Origin of the sequence: Pseudomonas sp. SDI (assembly GCF_003105155.1) — a bacterium.
GTDB lineage: Bacteria > Pseudomonadota > Gammaproteobacteria > Pseudomonadales > Pseudomonadaceae > Aquipseudomonas.
Window position 1 is genome coordinate 1 of sequence record NZ_QETK01000064.1, and the last position, 2,042, is coordinate 2,042.

1 protein-coding gene is annotated in these 2,042 nt (G+C 65.8%); it reads right to left on the minus strand.

Annotated features, from left to right (window positions below; all coding sequences use genetic code 11):
• Window positions 1-2,042: toxin VasX (locus DCO48_RS22810; protein WP_371919539.1), on the minus strand; the 2,042-nt coding region annotated here is incomplete at both ends.

Genomic DNA, 2,042 nt, shown 5'->3' on the forward strand with positions numbered 1-2,042 from the left:
GCATTGGTGATATTCGCCACCTTGCCCAACTTGATCCCCATCGCCGTGCGCTGCGTCCATTCCCCCAGCGCCTGCCCTGCCCCTCCGACAAACCGCAACGTGCGCTGCCCACCCTCGCTTACCCAGCGCAACGGGCTGTCGATGCTCAGCCGGGCCATCACCATCAGGCTGACCCACGCCGGGCTCATCCCCGCACCCTCGCTAGCGCCTTTGCCCAACGACAGCACCGCCGCACCCAGCCGATTGACCAACAGGCTCCATTTCGTATCCTGTGGCCCGCCCATCAGGGTCAGCTCGTGCATCACCTCCCGGCTTATCGGCAGCAGCAATTTGTACATGGCCAGCACCGCCTGATCGCGATTGCCCAGGGCCAGCGCCGCCTCGATCTCACCCAGCCGGCTGGCGCTCACCAGCGACCCTTCCAGGTTCACCGTCCAGGCAAAGAACAACTGGCGCAAGATCCCCTGGTCGGTGCTGCGGACATACTCCGCATACTGATCGGCACCCGCCTTGCTCTGGCATTGCTCGCTGAGGCAATCGATCGCCAGGTCGTCCAACCAGCGTCGGGTCGGCAGATCGTCGGTAGCAATGAACCAGCTCGGTCGCTGGTGCTGATAGAGGTAGCGGCCGCGGTCCTTGAGCAACAGTTCCTGACGCACGCGCAACTGCTCGAAATGCGCCGGCGCCGTCTGCTCAAGCCAGGCGTTCATCGCCGGCAGGTCGATATAGTCCGCTACTTGCGGACCGTTCCACTTGTTCAGGTTCTCGACCTTTTCCGCGCGGTACTCGCGCACCACCGCTTCGATCTCGTTGTACAGCGCTGGCGGGATGAATGCCCGAACCGGGTGCAAGCACGTTGCCTTGCGGTTCGCCAACGCATACAGCTCGGCCCGTGCCCGTTTGTCGCCGTACTGGCGCCGGGTGTGATGATTGATGAAGGTCTCTTCGCGCAGCAGGTCATCCAGCTCACGGTGCGCCTTGAGCAAGGTTTCGCCCTGGGCGCGGGTCAGCTGGATATCCTGCTCGCGGTAGCGGTAGGTGATGATCCCGGCCAGCTCGCTGGCGCTCTCCTCCAGCAGGCTGCGCACAAAACCACCGACCTGCAGGCGCAGGCCGTGGTCCTGCAACCACTGCTCATGGGCGGCCTGTACCTGCGCCTGCTCGTGATTGATATCGCGCAGCACGCCGAACTCGTCGTCCAGGCAGGCGAACACCGGGTACAACGATTCGGCGTCGAGGCGCACCTGTTCGAGCCAGTTCTTCACCCCGATGGCATCCCAGCGTTCGGCGCTCCAGGCACCCGGCATCGCTGAGTCCGCGTCCAGCTCCGGGCGCGCCTGACTGGCAGCACGGCGCTCACGGTACTGACGCTTGGCTGCATGGTAGCGCTGGATGTTCTCGTCCGTCGGCTGCCTGTCCACCTCATCGCCCATGGCGTTGGCCGCGCGCCGCTGCTCGGCGCCGTCGCGGGCAAACTCGACCGCCAGGGCAGCACTGTAGACCGCCGGCATCAGCTCGCCCATCACCTGCTCGGCATCCGCCAGCGGCGGGCAGTGCGGCGCACACAGCGTGTTGGCAACCCGGCGCAAATCGATGTGGCGCATGTACTGCGCGCGTACCTCACGCGCACCGAGCTGCGCACACTGCGCCGGGCCGATGGGATGCTCGCTGAAGCACAGCCAGGCCTCTTCATGCTTGTCCAGCGCCAGCCCACGCAGGCTGCCGGCCTCCACCAGCCCGGCCGGCGCATCGAGTGGCTGCTCCAGCAACAAACCATCGACCGCCACCGCATAACGCTTGAGCGGTCCGTCGTGATGCCAGGCATACAGGTAGCCGCAACGCAGTCGCCGCGCCGCCATGGCATGGCTGGCCAGCGGCTCGACCGGCGGGCACATCGGGTGCGCCAGTGGCGCCTCGGCCAGCGCATAACGTACCGGCACCACAAAGATCTCTGCCTGGCTGGTCGGGCATGGGCTCAACAACGCTTCGACGTCGTTGCTCGAACGCTGACGGGCTGCGCGTCGTGCTTCGTCGAGCTGGAA